Source organism: Streptomyces sp. SID5469, from assembly GCF_009862865.1.
Lineage (GTDB): Bacteria > Actinomycetota > Actinomycetes > Streptomycetales > Streptomycetaceae > Streptomyces > Streptomyces avermitilis.
Genome location: NZ_WWIN01000001.1, coordinates 4603489 through 4617543, shown reverse-complemented (window position 1 = coordinate 4617543; position 14055 = coordinate 4603489). Strand labels below are relative to the sequence as shown.

Annotated in this window: 14 protein-coding genes and 1 pseudogene; 11 read left to right on the top strand and 4 right to left on the bottom strand. The window is 64.4% G+C overall.

The features are described from left to right. Positions 1–103: 103 nt before the first annotated feature. Genes GTY58_RS19495 through GTY58_RS19485 form a run of 3 tightly spaced genes read left to right on the top strand, consistent with a single transcriptional unit; the run spans position 104 to position 2743 of the window. Positions 104–1399 (top strand): replication initiator, encoded by a 1296-nt coding sequence (locus GTY58_RS19495; RefSeq protein ID WP_078234408.1) that lies wholly within the window; start codon positions 104–106, stop codon positions 1397–1399. Next, a complete protein-coding gene (locus GTY58_RS19490; RefSeq protein ID WP_037644757.1) occupies positions 1392–1604 on the top strand; it encodes an excisionase family DNA-binding protein in 213 nt (70 codons plus the stop codon). Before GTY58_RS19495 ends, GTY58_RS19490 begins: the two co-directional genes overlap by 8 nt. Then, complete coding sequence (locus GTY58_RS19485) at positions 1604–2743, top strand: site-specific integrase (RefSeq protein WP_010985159.1); 1140 nt, start codon at positions 1604–1606, stop codon at positions 2741–2743. Before GTY58_RS19490 ends, GTY58_RS19485 begins: the two co-directional genes overlap by 1 nt. Positions 2744–2886: 143 nt before the next feature. Here GTY58_RS19485 and GTY58_RS19480 read toward each other — a convergent pair whose 3' ends face one another. Continuing rightward, positions 2887–3108: a hypothetical protein gene (locus tag GTY58_RS19480; RefSeq protein WP_137865212.1), complete on the bottom strand. Its 222-nt coding sequence runs from the start codon at positions 3106–3108 to the stop codon at positions 2887–2889. A gap of 1216 nt (positions 3109–4324) precedes the next feature. Between GTY58_RS19480 and GTY58_RS19475 the strand changes: the two genes are divergently transcribed. The 4 genes from GTY58_RS19475 to GTY58_RS40775 all read left to right on the top strand — a co-directional run bounded on the left by GTY58_RS19475 (position 4325) and on the right by GTY58_RS40775 (position 8124). Next, entirely contained in the window at positions 4325–4795 is a 471-nt protein-coding gene (locus GTY58_RS19475) for a hypothetical protein (protein ID WP_010985158.1), read from the top strand. Then, entirely contained in the window at positions 4792–5163 is a 372-nt protein-coding gene (locus tag GTY58_RS19470; RefSeq protein ID WP_037644758.1) for a hypothetical protein, read from the top strand. The genes GTY58_RS19475 and GTY58_RS19470 overlap by 4 nt, the downstream gene beginning before the upstream one ends. 24 nt (positions 5164–5187) lie before the next feature. Further along, entirely contained in the window at positions 5188–6936 is a 1749-nt protein-coding gene (locus GTY58_RS19465) for an ATP-binding protein (RefSeq protein ID WP_010985157.1), read from the top strand. An 84-nt stretch (positions 6937–7020) separates the two neighbouring features. After that, the gene (locus tag GTY58_RS40775; protein ID WP_010985156.1) at positions 7021–8124 is read left to right on the top strand and encodes a hypothetical protein; all 1104 of its coding nucleotides are present in this window, start codon (positions 7021–7023) and stop codon (positions 8122–8124) included. Between the two features lie 27 nt (positions 8125–8151). On the opposite strand, the pseudogene GTY58_RS40770 reads toward GTY58_RS40775, so the two are convergent. Continuing rightward, positions 8152–8259 (bottom strand): annotated as a pseudogene (locus tag GTY58_RS40770) (transposase); the annotation flags it as partial. Between the two features lie 69 nt (positions 8260–8328). Between GTY58_RS40770 and GTY58_RS19450 the strand changes: the two are divergent. Together GTY58_RS19450 and GTY58_RS19445 are read left to right on the top strand one after the other, a co-directional pair. Further along, positions 8329–8700, top strand: a complete 372-nt coding sequence (locus tag GTY58_RS19450) for a hypothetical protein (RefSeq protein WP_202497459.1) — start codon at positions 8329–8331, stop codon at positions 8698–8700. Between the two features lie 326 nt (positions 8701–9026). Then, positions 9027–10202 carry an HNH endonuclease signature motif containing protein gene (locus GTY58_RS19445; protein WP_237528824.1) on the top strand — a complete coding sequence of 392 codons (1176 nt, stop codon included), beginning with the start codon at positions 9027–9029 and terminating at the stop codon, positions 10200–10202. 257 nt (positions 10203–10459) lie between these two features. Here the strand turns inward: GTY58_RS19445 and GTY58_RS19440 are convergent, their stop codons facing one another. Beyond that, the gene (locus GTY58_RS19440) at positions 10460–11740 is read right to left on the bottom strand and encodes an IS701 family transposase (protein WP_078234409.1); all 1281 of its coding nucleotides are present in this window, start codon (positions 11738–11740) and stop codon (positions 10460–10462) included. 213 nt (positions 11741–11953) lie between these two features. Between GTY58_RS19440 and GTY58_RS19435 the strand changes: the two genes are divergently transcribed. After that, entirely contained in the window at positions 11954–12868 is a 915-nt protein-coding gene (locus GTY58_RS19435; protein WP_078234410.1) for a hypothetical protein, read from the top strand. A 26-nt stretch (positions 12869–12894) separates the two neighbouring features. After that, positions 12895–13431: a hypothetical protein gene (locus GTY58_RS19430; protein ID WP_037644762.1), complete on the top strand. Its 537-nt coding sequence runs from the start codon at positions 12895–12897 to the stop codon at positions 13429–13431. Positions 13432–13522: 91 nt separating this feature from the next. On the opposite strand, the gene GTY58_RS19425 is transcribed toward GTY58_RS19430, so the two are convergent. Beyond that, complete coding sequence (locus GTY58_RS19425; protein WP_306292869.1) at positions 13523–14053, bottom strand: ATP-binding protein; 531 nt, start codon at positions 14051–14053, stop codon at positions 13523–13525. Between the last annotated feature and the right edge of the window lie 2 nt (positions 14054–14055).

Below are 14055 nucleotides of genomic sequence, written 5' to 3'. Positions count from 1 at the left end.
CTCCTGACCAGCGCAGCAAGCCAGCCAGAAGGAGAACGCCATCTTCACCCGCACCAACCCGCCCCCACTGCCCGAACTCGCCAAGCTGGCCCAGCACGGCACCCTGCCCGGTATCCTCCGCCAGCTCTCCGGACTCGGCGGCTGCACCAACCCGATCCGCCTCGACGGCCACCGCACCGAGTACGACGTCGACACCCGCACCGGCGAGATCGGCAACGTCCTCCACCGCCTCGACTCCTCCAGCCTCCCGGCCGGTCACCTCCTGGTCCGCTGCAACAACCGCCGCACCACCCGCTGTGCGGCCTGCGCGGAGGTCTATCGCCGCGACACCTTCCACCTGATCACCTCCGGACTGCGGGGCGGCAAGGGCATCCCGGAACGCGTCGCCGCCCACCCCCGCGTCTTCGCCACCTTCACCGCCCCCAGCTTCGGTCCCGTTCACAACCGCCCCTCCGGTCCGGCCGGTTCGGTCCGCCGTTGCCGCTGCGGCGTCCACCACGACCAGGACGACGCTGCGCTCGGCACCCCGCTCGACCCAGAAACGTACGACTACGAAGCGGCCGTCCTCTGGAACGCGCACGCCGGCCCGCTCTGGCGACGCTTCTCCACCTACCTGCGCCGCGAGGTCGCCAAGCGCGCCGGATTCTCACAGCGCGCGTTCCGCCAGTACGCCCGGGTCTCCTTCGCCAAGGTCGCCGAGTACCAGAAGCGCGGCGCCGTCCACTTCCACGCCGTCATCCGCATCGACGGCCCCGAGGGCGGCGACACCCCGCCTCCGGCCTGGGCCACCGCTGAACTGCTCACCGACGCCATCGGCGCCGCTGCTGCTCACGTCCGCGTGGACGGCCCGGTCATCGACGGACGCGCGCCCACCTTCACCTTCGGCCGTCAGCTCGACGTCCGCACGATCCGCTCCGCCGACTTCGACAGCGGCCAGGAACTGACCGAGCGGGCTGTCGCCTCCTACATCGCCAAGTACGCCACCAAGGGCGCCGAGACCGCGACCGGAGCTCTGGACCGCCCGTTGAAATTCCTCGCCGAACTCGCCCAACTCGACATCAGCGACCACGCCCGCCGGCTGATCCGAACGGCCTGGGCCCTCGGCGCGCGCAAGGAGTTAGAAGACCTCCGCCTCCGGGCCTGGGCCCACATGCTCGGCTTCCGCGGCCACTTCTCCACCAAGTCCCGCCGCTACTCCACCACCCTCGGCGCCCTTCGCGCCGCCCGCGCCGAATGGCGCCGCGCCCAAGCCGCAGCAGCCACCGAAGGCGACACCGGCACGACCCTCGTCGTCTCGCACTGGGTCTTCGCCGGAACCGGTCTGTCCTCCGCCGAAGCCTGGCTTGCCGCATCCCTCGAACCCGCCCCCGGAACAGAAGGAGAACCGATCCGTGGCTGACCGCTATCTGACCGTGGCGCAGGTCGCTGAACTTCTCGGGACGACGGAGCGCTTCCCGCGCCGCCTCATTGCGGAGCGACGCATTGTGTTCGTCAAGGTTGGCCGACATGTGCGCATCCCCGAGAGCGCGTTGGGGACCTTCATCGAGGCTCACACCATTCAGCCGATACGCCGGAGTGGTGGCGCCCTGCGGAGGGCTGCCTGATGGCCAACAAGAAGGGGAGGCGCAGAAGCTTCGGGTCCTGCCGTCAGCTCGCCTCCGGCCGGTGGCAGGTGCGCTACCGCGATCCGCAGACTGGCCTCCTGCGCCCGGCTGAGAAGACGTACGAGACCAAGACCGATGCGCAGGTCGCGCTGACTCACATTGAGGCGGACATCACCCGTGGGCAGTGGGCGGACCCCGATGCTGGGGATGTGAACTTCGCCGACTACGCCACGGCGTGGCTGAGGGATCGGAAACTGGCCGACCGGACTCGTGAGCGGAATGAGTCGGTGATGCGGCTGCATGTCGTTCCCGTTTTCGGTGCGGGCTCCATCGCTGACGTCACGACCGCTCGGGTGCGAAGCTGGCGCGGCAAGCTGCTCGCTGCTGGGGTGGGGGAGCCCACGGTGGTCAAGGCGTACCAACTGCTGCGGGCCCTGATGAACACCGCGGTAGATGACGAGCTGATCCGCCGCAACCCGTGCCGGATCAAAGGCGCGGACAGTTACGACGTGCCTGAGCGGCCTGTTTTGTCGGTGGCGGAAGTCTTTGGCGTCGCCTATGCCATTGCACCGCGCTACCGGCTGCTCGTCCTCCTGGCTGCGTTCACGACTCTCCGCTTCGGCGAGCTGGCCGCGCTGCGTCGCAAGGACATCGATCTGAACGGTCGCTTGGTTGTGGTCCGCCGGGCACAGGCCGAGTTGCAGAACGGGCGGCTCTTCGACAAGGCGCCCAAGTCGGCCGCGGGCCTTCGAACCGTTTCCTTCCCCGCTGAGCTGGTCGACGAGATCAGCCACCACCTGAAGCACTACGCCGCCGATGGTCAGGAGGGCCACCTGTTCGTTGGTCCACAGGGTGGGCAGCTTCGGCGGAGCAACTTCCGGGATGACTGGATCAAGGCCAGGAAGGCAGCGGGCGTCTCGCCCAAGCTGCACTTTCACGACCTGAGGCATACGGGCAACACGTTGGCTTCGACCGCCGGCGCCAGCACTCGGGAGCTGATGACGCGCATGGGCCACAGCAGCTCGCGCGCGGCGTTGATCTATCAGCACATGACAAGTGACCGTGATCGGACGATCGCGGACCGCCTTGGGGCCATGATCCGGAACGGCGAGGGCGATCTGACGGCCGCGGGCGACTGAATCCCCACACGAGCTCTGTTGCGCAGCGTGGAAGGCAGTGTAGGGCCAGCTCAGGAGGAAACATCTTCCTGAGCTGGCCCTTTCCCCTATGTGCGTGCCAGAACCCAAACCGGAGATCCTGCTGGGAGCTCTATGCGGAACGGTCAGCGGCGCGTGGTGTCCGGCGTCTCAGGGGGCTGCGGGCTGGATGTAGCGACACCCGGTTCCGGCGGCTGCGGCACCTCATTGCCGCACCGAGCGGTCATTGCCAAGGACGCGGTAATAGCCAAAGCCGCGAGCAATCGCATCATGCTGCCGCCTGCGAACTTCTTTGCCGCGAAGGAAAGTTCTGCGTTTTCAGATTCAGCTCGAATGTTGATTTTCAACTTTTCCCTCTAATCGCTAGCAGTGAATCAACATAAAACGGGATGTATCGGACTCCAGGATGCCGCCCTGATCGCCTCCGTGTAGGCCGATTGGTGTTTAATCCACTAATTAGAGAAATGTGAAGAATATGGAGGTATGTGTAGAGCTCTCCAGGCGAGTGCGTCTGATTCCGTGCTCGTCGCCAGCGCTGCGACCTGGTGGCGCAGGTCGGGCTGCCCTCTGAGGCGGGCATGCTGATCTTCCTCGGGCAAGGACGCTGGCGCAGGCTCTACTCGGTCGTAGTGGCACGCGAGTGGCACGGCACCAGAAATGGCAAAGGGCCAGCCTGGGAGGAAACCCCTCCTGAGCTGGCCCTTCATGCTGTGCCCCCGGCAGGATTCGAACCTGCGACACCCGCTTTAGGAGTTCCGGCCGCCGACTCCCTGGGCTAGGACCATGCCCGGCCATGGCGACTAGCCCGGTGCCGAACTGTTTCTCCGAGTACGGCTATGTGCACGCACGTTGCCGTCAGTCGTTGCCGTCAGACCCGCGCATTACGAGTTATCCGATCATGGTCCGGGGCCGTTCGCCGACGTCCACCGTACGCCGCGCCTGCCTGGTCACAAGGCCTGCCGGACTACGACGGACGTCAGCGTATGACTCGAGAATAAGTGGCGATTGAGACCGCAATTGAGACCGCGACCTCTTCGTCCCGAATTAGGCCCTGGAAGATCGCCTATCTGTGCTCTAGACCAAAAGTGCAGCTCAGAGCGTTGGGGAGCATCGGTCTCCGTTGGCGCCTCAGGGATCCCGACGGAAGATCATCTCCAGGAATTCTCCAAGACTCACTCGCGCGCACCGCGCACGATGCAGGAGCCGGCGTGTGGTCCGCAGACTCCGCACAGATCGCCGTTGCGCGGGGGATCGTCTCCAGGCTACTTCTGCCGTAGGCGCAAGCCATGACCACAGGTTGGGGTTGCAGCCCGAGTGGCAACGGGGTGCTGCGGTGCTGTCGTTCGACTGTCCGTCGTTGCGCCGATCCGCGGTTCGGATCTTCAACGCCAGCAGTCTGCACAACAGTTGGCTCGGCAGGCCGCCCTTAAGGAGTGAGGCGATCGAGCCGAATGCGCGTCAGGAAGCGCCACAGCGCGGTAAGTTGGTCTCACAACTCCATACACTCCGAAACGACCGCGTCCTACCGCATGGGGGCCGCAGTCAGACTCCAGGAGACTCCTCATGCTCACTGAGCAGGCGCAGCATGCGCTGAAACTGCTGTACCGTCGCGCCGACAAGACGGGCGACGCCTTCGACCTCGAGCGCATCGACCGCGCCCTCGACGAGGTCATCCGCCTCAACGCGAACGCCCCCGCCGCGTTTCAGATCCGCAGCGCCTTGGCGCATGCCGGCACGGTTCTGCGCGACCGGCGAGTCCTCGCGCCCGCGATCTCCCTCGATGAGACCGACTCGTACCGCGAGCCCGGCGCCCTCGACGAGCACTTCGCGGTCACCGACATCCGTGCGTGGCTCGACACTACGGAGGCGCTGACGGCATCGCAGCGCAGTCTGCTGCAGCAGCTGAGCGCTGATCGGGATCCCTCTGATCTGGCCGTGGAGCGCGGACTGAGCGTCGCGCGGATGCGCGAGCAGGTTTCCCGGGCTCGCCGTCGTGCACGGATCGCGTACGCCGCGGAGGTGGTGCGGGCATGACGACTCCTCGCCTGCTGCGCCTGCGCCCCTGGGTGGTACGCGCCATGATTCCTGACCAGTTGATCGGTACGTATGTGTTGTTCCGGAACGGTACGGAGCACTACATCGGGCGCAGCGACACGTGCTTGCGTAGACGGTTGCTGGCGCACTGCGCTACCGCTCGCGGCGAGTACTTCACGTATGACGTACACCCCACCCCGGAACTGGCGTTCGCCATGGAATGCAGCCTCTTCCACGCGCACCGCCACCACCTCACCAACGTCCTGCACCCGGACCGGCCCGACCATCAGAGTCCGAAGTGTCCGTTCTGCCTGGACGCCCTTACGAACACACTCAAGAGCCGCTTGCGGAGCAAAACCCTCCTTTAGCCTGAAACACATCAAAGGACAGCCATGAGCGTGAATCCCACCTTCCAGAGCCCTGACGACGGTGACCCGCAGGCCAGCCCCACATCGCAGGCGGCCATCATCCAGATCGACACCGCCCTGGAGTCCATGCGCGACTCCGGCTTCGATCTCACCGCCGCGGCCGGCGAGCCGATCGACAACTCCATCGAAGCCGGCGCAACCCACATAAAGATCGCGACCACCTTCGGCCCTCAGAAGCGATCTATCGAGGAGATCGCCTTCGCCGACAACGGCCGGGGCATCAAGACCGAAATCCTTGCTCTCGCACTGTCCATGGGCTTCAGCACACGCTACGGCCAACGGGGCAGCCTGGGCCGCTTCGGCGTCGGCCTCAAACTCGCCGGCCTCAGCCTCGGCCGCCGCATCGACGTGTACACCAAGCTGCCCGGCGACGACGTGATCCGCCACGCCTACCTGGACCTGCAGGAGATCAGCAAGAAGCAGCAGACCCACATCCAGGCCCGCGAGGTGCCAGCATGGCCGGCCGCCTACGAGCACTTGATGCGCAACCAGGACGGGACCCCCGTCGACTCCGGCACCCTGGTGATCTACGGCAGGATCGACAAGCTCGACGGCGGCGGCCCCTACGGCACCAGTCTCGACGAGAAGCTCGCCGACCTGCGCAACTTCATCGCCCGGGCCTACCGCAAGTTCCTGGACCAAGGGGTGATCATCCAGCTCAACGACACGAAGATCACCCTCTTCGACCCGCTGTTCCTGCTCGACAACCCGCGGATCCTCAAGCGGTACCCCAAGGAGGACATGCACGGCACGGTGATCGACGCGGACGACATCCCGATCGCTGACGGCCACTCCATCCACGTCACCGTCACCATCGTGCCCGCCATCTTCCGGTGGAGGTCAGGCGAGGGTGGCCTCAGGGACCGGGACGGCCGGGATATCCGCGAGTTCCAGATTGCGGACGGCGTCGGAAAGATCAGCATGGTGCGCAACGGCCGCGAGATCAACTACGACATCGTGCCCAAGCTGCTGCCCGCCGGCGTCGACAAGGTCGACCGCTACATCGGCATCGAGGTCACCTTCCCTGCCGAACTGGACTCCTTCTTCCAGGTCCGCAACGTCAAGCGCGGCGCTGTCCCCGTCGACAAGCTCCGCTCGGAGCTGCGCCAGTGGCTCGACCGGCCGGTGCGATCCGCTCGCCGTGCCATCCGTAGCCACTGGGGCGAGATCGAGACGCAGGAACGCGCCGCCGCGCAGGCCCACGCCGAAGCGACGGCAGCCGCTGCCCGCGCGGAGAAGACCGCGCCCATGGGACAGGCAGGCAAGGACCTCACGGATCAGGAGAGCGAGGAGATCCTGCAGGAGCTCCTTGAGGATCTGGGAGTCGCTGACGACCAGGAGAAGGCCGAGGAGGTCCGCGAGCAGGTCAAGCAGAACCCCTTCACCCTCGTCGACGGGGCGTGGCGCGGCAAGGAAATGTTCGAGATCGACCACCTCAACGGCAAGGCGATCATCCACCTGAACCACCGCCACCCCTTCATCCGCGACATCTACGACCGGCTCAAGGCCGTCGCTGACGACGGTGCCAACGGCGTCGAACCCGAAGAGCTGCTCGCCCTCATCCGCAAGACCCAGACCGCTCTCGACACCCTCTTCCTCGCCTACGCCAAGGCCGAGAACATGCATCCCAAGCCCAGCCAGTTCGACGATCTGCGCAGCTACTGGGGGCAGTTCACCCAGTCCTACCTGCAGGAACTCCGCAACGAGGAGTAGCCAACCAATCCCGCCCTTCCTCCTTGAAGGTGGCCGAAGCCCAGGCCAGTGTCTGGGCTTCGGCCACCCTCGTAGACCGGCCAAATGGCCACGTTAGAGGCGGAGTTATCGAAGCTCGGTGTCATGTTTGATTTACGTTCATATACAGGGGGATTCGTGCCGCTCGTTGTTATCCAGCCCTCCTACGGCAACCCTGCCGCCCGCCGCCACTGGAGGGACACCCTCGACGCCCACGTCGACTTCACCACCCATCCCCGGGCCAGCCTCCTCACCCCAGACCAGCGCAAGCAACTCAATGAGTTTCACCCCAGCGGTGCCGCCCGCTTTTGGGGAGCGACCAGCGTGCAGGACACGAAGATGGACCGCCTCCACGCCGGAGACATCGTCCTCTTCACCGGCAAAAACCACGTACGCGGCATTGGCGAGATCGGTGCGCTCTTCCGTAATGCCCAGTTCGCCAACAGCATGTGGACCGAAGACCCCACCAAAGGCAGCTGGCACAACGTCTACAGCCTGCTCTCCTTTGCCCCCACCGAGATCCCCTACGAGGAGATATGGGCCCTGCCCGGCTTCAACGTCGGCGACAACTTCATAGGCTTGCGTATCCTGGATCCCGAGAAGGCCACCACCATCCTCGATGGCCTCGGCATCGAAGCACAAGTGGATGCCGAACTTGGCAGGCAACTACACGAGCCGGTTGCACGCGCGCTGCGCACCCACACAGACATCGTGGACGGCGAAGCCCTTCGCACGCAGACCACGCGATACACGCTCACAGAACGCGAACTCGTCGTCCACCGCACCGAGGCGCTCCTCCTCCAGGAGTACACCGACTCGCTCGGGATCGATCAGCCTCAGCGACTCCGCACGCCGGCTGGCATCACCGACTTGCACTTGACGCGGCCGGACGGTAGCGAAGTCGTAGAAGCCAAGCGCGCCAGCACCCGCCGGTTCGTACGAGAAGCCCTGGCACAGCTCCTGGACTACGCCCCTCACACACCCGAGCCAGCCACACGTCTCACGGCCTTGTTCCCTACACGCCCGGCTGACCAGGAGCTGGCCCTGCTCCACCGCTACGGCATCGACTGCGTCTACCGCACCCATCCCCGCGCCTTCGAGCGTGCGCCCGCGGACCAGGAGGTCCGAGCCGGCATGACGCCGTTCTGGCAAGGACGGCCGTCGAACTAGATCCGGCGATCTCGAGGAGCGGTTCCACATCTTGTTCGCGAGCTGGACGACGTGGAAGTGATCGACGACGATCGTGGCGTGGGGCAGACCGGTGCGCACGGCGGCCCGGTAGCTGGTCGACGTGTCGATGGCCACCTTCCATAGGATTGAGCCTGAGGCGCGGCCAACGAGGAGGCATGGGTGGGCAATCTGGGGGGGTACCAGATGATGACGACGCTGGCGAAGAAGGTGGGCGGCCCCGTGGCGCTGGCCGTCGTCACTGCCGTGAGCGGGTGGGCCATCGGCCGGGGTGCTGAAGCCGGCGGGAAGGACATATTCAAGGCCGCCAAGGCTGCGGCCAAAAAACGGAACGCCCCGTGCTCGACGAAGGGCCAGGTCTTCGACGTTGTGTCCGACGGCGAGGACGGCAAGGGCCTCGTGCTCCGGGCAGGTGACCAGTACCGAGTCATGGAGTGCGACGGGGAGGCGATCCTCATCGAGGTGCTCGGTGGCACGAACAATCCCTACTTCACGTCATCGCAGTTCCTGGCGTCAGTGTCGGGCTTCTCCACGGGAGAGAAGACCAAAGCCAAGTAGCTCGACTGCGGGCGTGGGCACTCGAGGCAGCAGCTGACCGCGCATCGTAGAAGCCCCCGTGAGCGCAGCGCTCACGGGGGCTTCTACGATGACGTCGATTCAATCACCCATGCGTCCAAGCGAAGCCACTGCGCACCCGCTTTTTAACTGCCCGCCCGGCCGTTCAACGGCGTTCATGCGGGTTCGGAGGCTGGGCCAGGTTGGGGGGCCGCACGACGCCGAACGGCGCTGACCACCGGTGCACTGGACAGAGGCCAGGACAACGAGCGGCTCAGTGTCAGTGGCCCTTCATAGGATCAACGGCGGACCGGTGACGGAGGAGACTCATGACCACTGCAGCGTTGACTGATGTCAGCATTGTTCGGAGGGTTGTCCAGGAGTACGACGACAGGGGACGGGACGCCTTCCTGGAGGCGCATAAGTTCGAGCGTGCCAATCAGTACTACCTTCAGGTGGCTGGTCGGCTGTACGACGCTAAGGCCATCGTCAACGTGGCATTTCGCTACGAACACCAGGAGCCTGGCTCGCGCGTGATCAGCGGTGGACGGGACCACAGCAACCGCCTGTTGGAGCGCCTGGGCTTCACCGTGATCGACGGACGCCCCACCACGGTCGAGGGTGAGCGTGCCTGGCGTCTCGCAGTGTGGTCGCACCTACAGCTCACCGAAGACCTTAGCCAGGTTCCGCCGGGCGTCCTGCGCGCATTCGGTGTCTACGGCGGAGGCCAGGGCATCTGGATGGATAAAGCCAGGACGGACGCCGTCCACGAGGGCGGAATCACTATGGGAGTCCTTCACACCGGTGCGCACTACCCAGACGAGATCAGCGACAACGACGTGATCTACCACTACCCAACTACCGGGCGGGGCCCGGGCCGCGACGAGTCGGAGGTCGCTGCAACCAAGGCAGCAGCAACCCTGAAGCTCCCCATCTTCGTCATCGCGAAGCCAACTCCCCGATCCAGTGTCCGCATCGTGCGCCTGGCGTGGGTGGAGGGGTGGGAAGAGCGCTCCAGGATCTTCCTGATCAGCTTCGGAGACAGCAGACCTGAACACCTCCTGACCGAGGACCACTCAGACAACCAGCCTTTTTCCCTGACGGGCAACCGCAGCCGGAGCAGCCGGCGCAACGTTCGTGAGCGCCCCGGCCAGCGTCGATTCAAACTGCGAGTCTTCCAGCGCTACGGACCTCGCTGTCCCCTCTCGGGAATCGCAGTGCCCGAGATGATTGAGGCAGCTCACCTAAGGCCCGACGCCGAGGACGGCACAGACGATCCTCGCAACGGCTTGCCCCTCAACGCGGCACTGCACCGCGCCTACGATGCCTACCTGTTCGCTATCGAGCCCGAGACCCTCAGCGTGGTGACGCGCCCCCAGGGCCCAACCATCGAAGAGCTTGGCATCTTCACGCCACACCTTCGTGAGCTGCCTCGGCGCCCACACACGGAAGCGCTGCGCTGGCGCTACAGGGAATGGCAGTTGCGTATTGGCACACAGGGGTAGCACGACTGAGCAGATTTACAGTGGGCTGCTTCTACCATCTGCGACCTGTGGCTCTCCCCGCGCCGGCCGCTACTGGGGGACGCCTGGGGGAAACAGGGGCTCCGCCTCGGCCCCCGCACCCGGACGACTGGGTGTCAACCTGCCTTCGATCGCTTGGCGTCTAGTAGGACTCCGTTAGGTCTGTCTCGATCTCGGCCTTGAGTGTGACCCGCTGGGCAGGGGTTGCTGGCAGGTGGTGCAGATGCCGGTCCAGCACCTCAGGATGTCCTGGAGGGTGTCGAGGACTTGGTAGAGGGTGAGTCCGGCGCGGGGACTTTTGGGGCCAGGCGCTGTTCGGTGAGGAAGGCGTGGGCGGCGGTCACGAGGGTGACGTGGTGGTGCCAGCCTGGCCAGGAACGGCCTTCGAAGTGGTCCAGGCCCAGGCCGTGTTTGAGTTCGCGGTAGTCGTGCTCGATGCGCCAGCGGACCTTGGCCAGGCGGACCAGGTCGATGATGGGGGTGTCCGAGGGCAGGTTGGACAGCCAGTAATCGGTGGGCGCCTCAGCATCGGAGGGCCATTCGATCAGCAGCCAGCAGTCGGGCAGGACGCCGTCCCACCAGCCCTGTTCCGCCGAAGCGGCGGCTTTGACCGGACGTTCGACGGCCTTGCCGGCGGGCCGGATGCGCACGGCGGCGAAGCAGGAGCGTAACTGCCCGCGCGAGTCCTGCCGCCAGGTGAGCAGGGTGAATGCGTCTTGCCGGAGGCCGGCAGCAAGTGCTGACAGCGACGGCGCGGGGTGCCGGTAGCGGGGCTGGGGCCAGCAGCCGACCGGCCCGTTGCGGGCCGGCGCCACGGGCTTCGCGTCGAATGGGTGGGCGGTGACATCCGAGCGGACGGCCGGCATGTAGGCGATGTGGCGGTCGGCCAGTGCGGCCCGCAGGTGTGCGTTGGTGCCGTAGGCGGCGTCGGCCACGATGACTGGCGGCGTCATGCCCCAGGCGGCGAGGGTGTCGAGCATGTCCAGCGCGAGGCGCCACTTCTCGCGGTGCGTGACCTCGGGTGGGATCCGGGTGATGGTCCGGCGGTCGGTGTCGGACGCCCACTCTTCGGGCAGGAACAGGCTCCATTGCAGCGGGCAGGAGGCGGTATCACTCGCGGCGTGGACGCTGACCGCGACCTGGCAGTTGGCCCGTTTGCCCAGCGCTCCGCAGTACTGCGGAGCCACCCCGGCCGACATCCGGCCGTCCTTGGGCACCGACACATCGTCGATCACCCAGGCCACCGGGGCGATCAGGGGCAGCATGCGTTCGCAGATCCGCCGCTGCACCGGCACCGGATCCCAGGTGGACTGGTTCACGAACTGCTGCAGGTTCTGCTCGTTGCCGTCCGGCAGCCGGGCGGCCATGGCCTGGATGGACTTGCGGCGGCCGTCCAGCATCAGACCCCGCAGATAGCAGTCGCCCTTGGCCCGCTGGTCCTTCCGCGGCACCGAGGCGAACACATCGGCCACGTATAACGCCAACGTCGCCCGTACGCGGTTCACTTCGTGTGCGTCCACACACCCAACATGCTCCGGAACAGGCCCGACCGAAAGACCTGACGGAGTCCTACTAGGAGTCAGCCAGAGAGTGGCCGGGGGCACCCGCACCGGTCCGGCCGGGCCGGTGCGGATCAACTGGATTCCCTTCAACTACTGCCAAAGTTCACGAGATGCGGCACCATACATGGCAAAGCCGCGTGAGGGCTGGCTTCTCCGCCTGGGAGGTTCCTGATGCCGTCGTTCCAGTTCTGTCTGTATGAGGTGTCGGTGCGGCAGTTCATGAAGAAGGATACGCGACGCCTAGTTGCTGAGTTCAATTCACGACGGCACGACTTGCTCGACAGGCTTCACCACTTCATGAATGACGAACTGGGGAGCAAGGGAGTCGCCCTGCAAAAGAGCGAGCACTATATTCGACTTAAGCAGCTTAAAGATAACTCGCGAGTCCTGTGGTCGACCGTTGAAACTGGAAAGTTCGGTAATACAGGAATTGTTGTCGCAACCGACACGGGCGACAACGCATTTAATATCAGAGCAACTGACGCCCCCACCTACCCCCTGCGGCAATGTTTTGTCGTGCCACGGTCCGGCGAATCCGCCATTTGGGCAACAGAGGTGATCGGGCAATCTACTGCCATCACCTCACTCTGGACACCATTCAGCGACTGGTTCAAGGAGGAGTACGATTCGGATCGTCTAGTCGTTGACAGGGAACCGCTGCAGAGCACCGATGCATGGAACGCGTTCATTGACGAATCGGAACTCCAAGAGATTAGCTTCCTTACGCGCCTACGAGATTCGGATGGTGCGGTCGGAGTTCGTACGCAAGAATTCAAGGCCAAAAGTGGCCGCGGGACCCGACTTAGTAAAGATTGGCTCCGGAGGGCACTTTCTCGGGACCTTCCCCCGTCGGCTGTATTCACAGCAACAGGAATTCCCGAACCGGATGAAGTTCACCTAAGCATTGAGCGAGACGGGAAGAGTCGAACCATCGTTGTGGGTAGGCATTTTCCTCGATTCATGTATCAGATCGAAACACCAGACGGCCTTCGCCCCGATGACGCCACCTTCGAACGAGAGGTGCTGTCAGAGGTAGGTGCTTCACTTGACCTCATGGGGGTCAGCCGCGGCGATTGGCAGGCGTGACCTGAGGCTGCACAGGCGGAGGGTGCATGACTGTCAAGTGGAGTGTCGCCAAGATCGCTGTTGCCCACTTCAAGACGTACTGGGACGCGAGTAAAGATCGCCCCATGGCGTCAGACTACGCGACGTTCATCGGCATCCCCGTTGTGCTCGCGATCTTCGCAGCGGTGATGACACATATGGGCCACTTCCACGTTCGAGATGTGTCTAAGTTGATCGGCGGCATGGGGGTCTTTACCGGGCTGCTATTTGGACTGCTCACAAACGTCTTCACTCTCAGCCTGCGCGTACGACGAGACGAGGGTTTGGATCCGGAGCATGCAGTTGTCAAACAAGTTCGAGAACTGTTTTACAACGTCTCCTGGGCTGTCGTAATTGGGTGCACCCTGATCACCATGTTGATTTTGGCTGCCGCGACGCACTCGACCACTTCGGCGCTTGGGTCCATCTGGACGGGTGTGCTCACCTTCCTTGTTCTGCATCTCATGCTCACCATTCTGATGGCACTAAAAAGACTTTGGTTCGCGCACGATAAAGTAGCCAAACTGCCAGCCAAGCAGAAATAGACAAGCCGTGAAGAGCGGACGTCTGTGACGGTGTGAATACCGCACGCAAGCGCAGCAGGATTGCAAGCGGTTCCGGCCGTAGGCGTCTCTTCTACTGCTGTAGGAATTTCAGTACGGATTCCGGGTTACCGTCGTAGACAAGGTGCGGTTCGTCCGCCCCGGGGGGTACAAACCGAGTCCGGTAGCGGAGCAAGTCGCTTTCGGAGAAGTAGATAGAGTTCGGGTCAGCTTCATGCCTTGCATTCCGTTTACTCACACGCGACCACAGTTCTTCGTGACTGGCCTCCAAGTAGACCAGCGCCACGGTTGCGCCGGCATCGGTCGCGATCGCCCGCCACCGAGCACGGTCGTCCGGGGTCCAGAAGCCATGGTCGATCACCACGTCTTGCCCGGACCGAAGTTGCTCTCCGAGTTCGATGGAGATTTCTTCAAGGACCGGACGCTCAAGGGCCGGGAAAATACCTCGGGGGAAGTCAATCCCGTACACACCGTGTCGGCGAAACATCTCTTCGTCTGGGCAAAGTCGGATGAAGCCACGGGCTGTAAGCGCGCTGGACAACGTCGTCTTACCCGAGCCGGGGAGGCCTGCCATCAGGACGCAGAAGGGCTGGGTGTTGCCCACGG